This window comes from Kribbella sp. NPDC051952 (genome assembly GCF_040680855.1).
GTDB lineage: Bacteria > Actinomycetota > Actinomycetes > Propionibacteriales > Kribbellaceae > Kribbella.
Genome location: NZ_JBFAXQ010000059.1, coordinates 1 through 6456, shown reverse-complemented (window position 1 = coordinate 6456; position 6456 = coordinate 1). Strand labels below are relative to the sequence as shown.

Here is a 6456-nt window from a genome sequence, read left to right as displayed (position 1 = left end):
TTCGAGCTGTTTCGCTCGGTGCGAGAGCAGAACAGTAGCGCACTTTTCGCCCACGCAAAAACCAGATTCCGCGGTGTCACGATCCGGACCGAACGAGCCTGAAATTCACCTCATTCGTCACATCTGCCCCATCGATTTGTCCACTCGCCACGCCGGTCAATCCTTCAATGAGGCGAGCTCAACACCCTGCAGGTACTCGGCGTCGCCACGCAGGTCGATCGCGGTGATCCGACCGTCCGTAACGGTGAACGAGAACACCACCTGCGGGTCGCCGCGATACGACCACACCAGCCCAGCGAGTCCATCCACCAACGTGAGTCGCGCTGCCTGCGCCCGCCCGGAGAACGTCCCGGCAACCGCCGCCGCACCCGACACCACCGGCACGGCGTTCCCGAGCGAGACAACGGCCGCGTCGGAACGCAGCACGACCTCTGGATCGAGCAACTCGACGAGCGCCGCAAAGTCCCCGCCACGTGACGCTGCGAGGAACGCGCGTACGACCTCCTTCTGCCGAGCCGCGTCGACCGCCGGCGGTTCCGGCGTACCTTGCACGCGCCGCCGCGCCCGGCTCGCGAGTTGCCGCGCGGCAGCCGGCGATTTCCCCAGGATCGGCGCGATGTCGTCGTACGGAACCGCGAACATGTCGTGCAGTACGAACGCCAACCGCTCCGCCGGCGCCAACGTCTGCAGTACGACGAGCAACGCGAGCCCGACCGTATCCGCCTGCACGGCTTCAAGCTCAGGATCGGGTACGTCGATATCCGGCAACGTGGGGGAGTGCTCACCCACTGGGCGCTCCGGCCGCACGCGCCGCATCCGCAACATGTCGAGGCAGATCCGCCCGACGACGGTGGTCAGCCACCCGCCGAGGTTGTCGATCGCGTCGCCGTCGGACCGGCTGAGCCGGATCCAGGCCTCCTGCACCGCATCCTCGGCCTCCGGACCGGACCCTAGGATCCGATAGGCAACATCCAGCAAGCGCGACCGATTCTCCTCGAACCGAACCGCCAGCCAGTCGTCCCCAGCCACCTCGTCCATCCCGACCCCGTCCTTTTCATCTGTCACATAGTCCGGCCCAGTACCGTCATCCGCTTGACGTACCACAGGTTCACCGTGTGACAACAACCAAGGAGTTCCATCATGACGGACCCTGCTGCCCGCCCCCTCGACGTCCGCAAACAAGACACCCTGCGCCGCCTGGCCGAGGACGTCGACGCCTGGATCGCCACCGCGTCCCCGGACGGCACGGCCCACTTGATGCCGCTGTCGTTCCTGTGGACCAACGGCACGCTCCTCATGTCCACCACCGCCACCAACCCGACGGCCAGGAACTTCGAGCGGAACCCCGAGTTCCAGCTGACCCTCGGCCACACCCGCGACGTCATCCACATCACCGCCACCTGCGAACGCGTGGACCCCGCCGACGTCCTACCCGAGGAAGGCGAAGCGTTCGCCCGGAAAGCCGGCTTCGACCCCCGCCCCCTCAAGAACTACCCCTTCTACCGAGCCACCCCCACCAAGATCCTGGCCTGGCGCGAAGTAAACGAACTAAAGGACCGAACCCTCATGCAAGCCGGCGCCTGGCTCGTCTAGCCATGGCCAAGAAGAACTATCTGGTCGAGGGCGGCACGTGCACAGGCAAGAGCACGGTATGCCGCGAGCTCCGAAACCGCGGCTACCAGGCCATCGACGGCGACGAAGAACTCGCCTACCACGGCGACCCGGAAACCGGCGAACGAACCCCCGGCGGCCGCCACGAACACCACATCTGGGACATAGCCAAGGTAAAAGAACTGGCAGCGAACCAGTCCGAAGACATCGCCTTCTTCTGCGGCGGCTCAAGGAACTTCCCCAAGTTCCTACACCTCTTCGACCAGGTCTTCGTCCTCAACACAGACACCAAAACCCTCAAAGAACGACTGGCCCTGCGACCCCCCGAAGCCTGGGGCGGCACGGATGCCGAAAAACAAAAGATCCTCCACCTACACACCACCAAACAAGACATCCCCCAAGGCACCGTCATCAACACCACCCGCCCGTTGAACGAGGTAGTAGACTGCCTCCTCAACTCCATCGAGGCGCAGCCCTAACCTCCGCCACCATCCGACGAGCTGAAGAGAGGGCATTGCGGTCGGCGGGTCACGACGCCGTCGCAACCCTGGTGTCGGCGTCGCCCCGACGATTCGTGGGCGAAGTCCGGGGAGCATGCCTGGCCGCCTATTCGACTGCCTGAAACGATCACCTGCACCAGACCACCACCCGATGGCGTTGATCCGAACGGTGATGGGACCACCCAGGAAGGCTGGCGCGGCACCATCGATCTCGGGTCACGCACGTGACGTCGGGCGAGCACGCTCGCGGCAGGAGAAGGGCTGCGGTCGCTACGCCAGGTCGTCGTCGGCACTGAGAGTCACCTGAGGTCTGGACTAATCCACTCAGACACGGTTGGCTAGCATCGTTCAACTCTGCGCGACAAGATGCGCAGATCTGTGAATACATCATCGGATTGCCAGGGGGGCAATGGTGGGGGAGATCATCGATCTCAAAGGCATGCTCAAAGAACTCGACGAGAGCGTGCGGGATGAATTGAAGACCGCTCCGGAAGTTGTGGACAGCGGAACAACGCTCGATATTTCGAAACTTCCGATTGAGGCGCGACGTTGGCTTAAGGTCTCTGGAGTATTTGCGGTCGTTGCTGACCTCAAGGGATCAACGAAACTTGGCACGGGGAAGCGCGCTGCGTCAACGGCGAGCATCTACGAGGCCGGGACCGGTAATATAGTGAAGATCTTCAATCGGTTCGATGCAGATTTCATCGCGATTCAGGGCGACGGTGCGCTTGCTCTTTTCTGGGACGAGCAATGCTTCGAGCGTGCAATGTGTGCCGCCATTACTATCCGGACCTTCTCTGCAGACTTCTCGGAGCGCCTGGAAAAGAAGTGGCCTGACAGCCCCGAGACAGGATTCAAGGTAGGCGTTGCGGAAGGACGTCTGTTGGTAAAGCGAGTTGGTACGCCGAGAAACCCCAATGAGCAGGAGCCGATTTGGGCTGGAAAGGCTGTCAACTACGCTGCGAAGGCTGCTCAGGCCGCCGATCGTCATCAGGTGATAGTTACGGGCAGTGTCTGGGATCTGGTCGAGAAGAACGATTATCTCTCGATAAGTTGCGGCTGCCCCAGTGGCCCGAGCCTGAACATTTGGAGCAATGTCGAGATCAAGAACCTTCCTGACGGTGAGCCCGAGGCTCAGGGTCGGATGCTCTTTGCTGGCTGGTGTGAACTGCACGGACCTCAGTTCTGTCAAGCGATCATGGACGGCGAAAAGAAGCGCGACGACGTTGCGCACCTCCGAGCTGAAGTCCAGAAGTCGCAGTTCGGCAATTTGCTCGCTGAAAAGGCGAGAAAGGCGCGTGAGTTGCGTCATCTAGGGCCGAGGTGAGCCTCTTTCCGCGCCTCCGAGGGAAAAACCAGGAGCCGGGCGATCCGATTGTCGAAGTCGTCTCAGTCGGTACAGAGCAGGCTTGGAAGATTCTGGACGTTGTGACCGGCTGGGTTCGTGCCTCTGAGGTGAAAGCGACGGCTGCCCTTGCGGCAGGTGGGGTCATCGGTGGCACGGTCTATAACCTCGCCAAGGATGCGACCTTAAACGCAGCCGAGATCGTTTTCGTCATTGGCTGCGTAGCGAGCATTCTCGGCGCAGCCATTTGCGCCGGATGCTGCCTTATTCCTCGCCTTTGGATCAAGGAAAATCCGCAGAATCTGATCTACTACAACCATGTTGCGAAGAGATATACCCGATACGAAGACTATCGAACGGTTTTCCAGGCGCTTGTGATTGATGAAGCGAGACTCGTCGACCAAATTAGCGCTCAGGCCTGGGCGAACTCGAAGATCGCTCGGCGGAAATTTCTCTGGAGCGGTTGGGCAATCATCTTCGTGTTTCTGTCCCTGATCTTCGTGGCGGTCTTGCTGATTCTGCGAGCTTAGATGTTGAATCCTGCAAACTGTCTATAGTGCCTTGAATGCCCACTTCCACTGGAATCCGGCGGCGACCTGGTCGCCGGTTCCACTGGTTACAGGGCTTAGTGCGCTGCGAGATCCGGCGTGGGGATCGAGGATTCCGCGTAGCGCAACACTGCCAAGGATGCGAACCAGGCTGGGTGGCCAGCGAGGTCGTGCTTGGCGAATGGAACCGCGACGCAAGGTGTCCGCGCCCCGAGTGCAGCGCAGAGCGTTGTCAGCGGGTACGTATGGGCGCCGCCGTTTTGCCCAAGCGTTGAGGGTGTTGAAGGTCATGGGGACAACGGCGACGGCGTCGGCCGGTGGCGTGCGCTTTGGCTGGTCTGGGGTGCGGTTACCGGTCAGTGGCGCGCCATGCCGAAGGCGGGCTGCGGTTCCACGACGTTCGGCACTCGTTTGCGTCTTGGTTGATCACCTCGGGTGTGCCGGTTCCCGACGTACAGCGGGTGATGGGGCACGAGCGACCGACGATGACGCTGGCGATCTATATCCACGTCCAGGGAGGGTCTCAGGAGCGGGTGCTGGGGCCCTCGCTGCCTGGCGAGGGGTGAAACGACGAGAGCGGGGACTCGGCTGGTGCCGGGTTCCCGCTCTTAGCTACAACTTTCCGGGGTGGGCGATACTGGGTTCGAACCAGTGACCTCTTCGGTGTGAACGAAGCGCGCTACCACTGCGCCAATCGCCCGTACAGTTGGTGCTGTTGTTGCCTTGTGTGCCTTGCGGGTGAAACCTTAGCGCATCATGAAGCGACGATCTAATCGACCCGGGCTACTCTTGCTCAAGGACGGAGACCCCGTCGCGTTGGAGACGTGATTGTGACTTTCTCGCACGACACCGAGCAGGCGCTCGGCACGCTGGTCCGGCTCGTCAACACCTTGCCCGGGCCGAACAGCCAGGTCGACACGCTGGAGACGCTCGAGGAACTGGAGAAGTTGGTCCAGGAGCGTGAGTTCAGTGCGGTCGACACGCTGACGGACAAGGACCTCATGGAGGTTCGCGATCTGCGGCCGTTGTTCGAGCCGGTGTTCACCACGGAGTCCGACGCCTCGGCAGCGGCGATGATCAACGCGATCGTCGCCCGCGGTACGACGACGCCGCGGCTGACGAACCACGACGGGCATCCATGGCACATTCATTACTCGCGGGACGGTGCGTCGCTGGCGTGCCGGATCACCGTGGAATGTGGGATCGCGCTTGCCCAGGTGATCTCCGCCGGCGAACGTGAACGGCTCCGCCGCTGTGAGGCACCGGATTGTGACGACGCCCTGATCGACCTGTCGCGCAACCGCTCCAAGCGGTACTGCGACGCCCGGACGTGTGGCAACCGTTTGCACGTTGCCGCCTATCGCGAACGCCGCAAGGCTTCGGGGGAGTAGTTCGACCAACCGAACTAGTCGGCGCCCCGCTTGCCCGAGGCATCGACCAGGTGTTCCCGCGGCAAGCCCTTTAGGGGTTGGGCTCGTCGGCGGAACGGTCGGCGAAGATCTTGGCGACCTGGGCCGTAACGGTGCCGGGGGCAGGCAGGTCGCGATCGTCGACGCGGTGGATGCCTTGGACATCGCGCGTCGTCGAGGTCAGGAAGACCTCGTCGGCTTCGAACAGGCGCTCCAGCGGTACGTCGCGCTCGGTTGCGCCGAACCACTCGATGACCAGCGCACGAGTGATGCCGGCGAGTGCGCCGGACTCGAGCGTTGGGGTGACGAGCTCGCCGTCGTACACGCAGAAGATGTTCGAGCCGGTGCCCTCGCAGAGGTTGCCGATGGTGTTCGCGAAGATCGCTTCGCTGCCGCCGCGCTCCTTGGCGTAGGCGAGGGCGCGGACGTTCTCGGCGTACGACGTGGTCTTGAGACCGGCGACCGCGCTGCGTTCGTTGCGGACCCATGGGACGGTGACGATCGCCGAGGTCGGTGCGGGGTGTTTGATCGCTTGGGTGGCGACGAGGATCGTCGGTCCCGACGTACCGCGATCGGATGACAGCGGTGAGACACCACCGGTGTACGTGATCCGGAGCCGGCCGAACGGGATGTCCGGATCGGCCTTCACCACTGCGGCGATGCCCTGCTCGAGCTGGGATACGTGCGGATGCGGCAGGCCGAGGCCGACCGCGGACCGAACCAGCCGGTCGAGATGCCGCGTCACCGCGAACGGCTGACCGTCGACGATCTTGATCGTCTCGAAGACTCCGTCACCGGTGGTGAGACCGTGATCGAGTGGCGAGACCGTCGCCTCGTCGTCCTGCAGGGCGCCGTTGAGCCAGATACGCATGAGTGGTGCTCCTTCCGCGGAACACCTTAGTGCTAAGGCGATGCCGGTTCGCGGTGGCGGTCCGAAGGTGACGAGACGATGACGGTACGTCGACGGGCGGGGGCCCCGATTTTTGAAGTGGCCGGGAGATGGGCTAATGTTCTTCTCGCGTCGGGGAACGAAATCTCCGGTC

At 62.8% G+C, this 6456-nt stretch carries 8 protein-coding genes and 1 tRNA gene; 6 read left to right on the top strand and 3 right to left on the bottom strand.

Annotated elements, in window-relative coordinates; genetic code table 11:
• Window positions 1-156: 156 nt before the first annotated feature.
• Complete coding sequence (locus AB0L70_RS41720; protein ID WP_363692491.1) at window positions 157-1038, bottom strand: sigma-70 family RNA polymerase sigma factor; 882 nt, start codon at window positions 1036-1038, stop codon at window positions 157-159.
• Window positions 1039-1140: 102 nt separating this feature from the next.
• Here AB0L70_RS41720 and AB0L70_RS41715 point away from each other — a divergent pair, with 102 nt between their 5' ends.
• From AB0L70_RS41715 to AB0L70_RS41695, 5 genes are all read left to right on the top strand, one after another.
• A complete protein-coding gene (locus AB0L70_RS41715; RefSeq protein ID WP_363692490.1) occupies window positions 1141-1593 on the top strand; it encodes a pyridoxamine 5'-phosphate oxidase family protein in 453 nt (150 codons plus the stop codon).
• A 2-nt stretch (window positions 1594-1595) separates the two neighbouring features.
• The gene (locus tag AB0L70_RS41710; protein ID WP_363692489.1) at window positions 1596-2090 is read left to right on the top strand and encodes an AAA family ATPase; all 495 of its coding nucleotides are present in this window, start codon (window positions 1596-1598) and stop codon (window positions 2088-2090) included.
• Window positions 2091-2523: 433 nt separating this feature from the next.
• Window positions 2524-3438 carry a hypothetical protein gene (locus tag AB0L70_RS41705; RefSeq protein WP_363692488.1) on the top strand — a complete coding sequence of 305 codons (915 nt, stop codon included), beginning with the start codon at window positions 2524-2526 and terminating at the stop codon, window positions 3436-3438.
• On the top strand, window positions 3435-3986 hold the full coding sequence (locus tag AB0L70_RS41700) for a Pycsar system effector family protein (RefSeq protein WP_363692487.1): 552 nt from the start codon (window positions 3435-3437) through the stop codon (window positions 3984-3986). Before AB0L70_RS41705 ends, AB0L70_RS41700 begins: the two co-directional genes overlap by 4 nt.
• 335 nt (window positions 3987-4321) lie before the next feature.
• Window positions 4322-4570 (top strand): tyrosine-type recombinase/integrase, encoded by a 249-nt coding sequence (locus AB0L70_RS41695; protein WP_363692486.1) that lies wholly within the window; start codon window positions 4322-4324, stop codon window positions 4568-4570.
• 62 nt (window positions 4571-4632) lie between these two features.
• On the opposite strand, the gene AB0L70_RS41690 is transcribed toward AB0L70_RS41695, so the two are convergent.
• A tRNA-Val gene (locus AB0L70_RS41690) sits at window positions 4633-4704 on the bottom strand.
• Window positions 4705-4828: 124 nt separating this feature from the next.
• Here AB0L70_RS41690 and AB0L70_RS41685 point away from each other — a divergent pair.
• Window positions 4829-5395: a CGNR zinc finger domain-containing protein gene (locus AB0L70_RS41685; RefSeq protein WP_363692485.1), complete on the top strand. Its 567-nt coding sequence runs from the start codon at window positions 4829-4831 to the stop codon at window positions 5393-5395.
• 70 nt (window positions 5396-5465) lie between these two features.
• On the opposite strand, the gene AB0L70_RS41680 is transcribed toward AB0L70_RS41685, so the two are convergent.
• Window positions 5466-6284, bottom strand: a complete 819-nt coding sequence (locus tag AB0L70_RS41680; RefSeq protein WP_363692484.1) for an aminotransferase class IV — start codon at window positions 6282-6284, stop codon at window positions 5466-5468.
• Window positions 6285-6456: the final 172 nt, after the last annotated feature.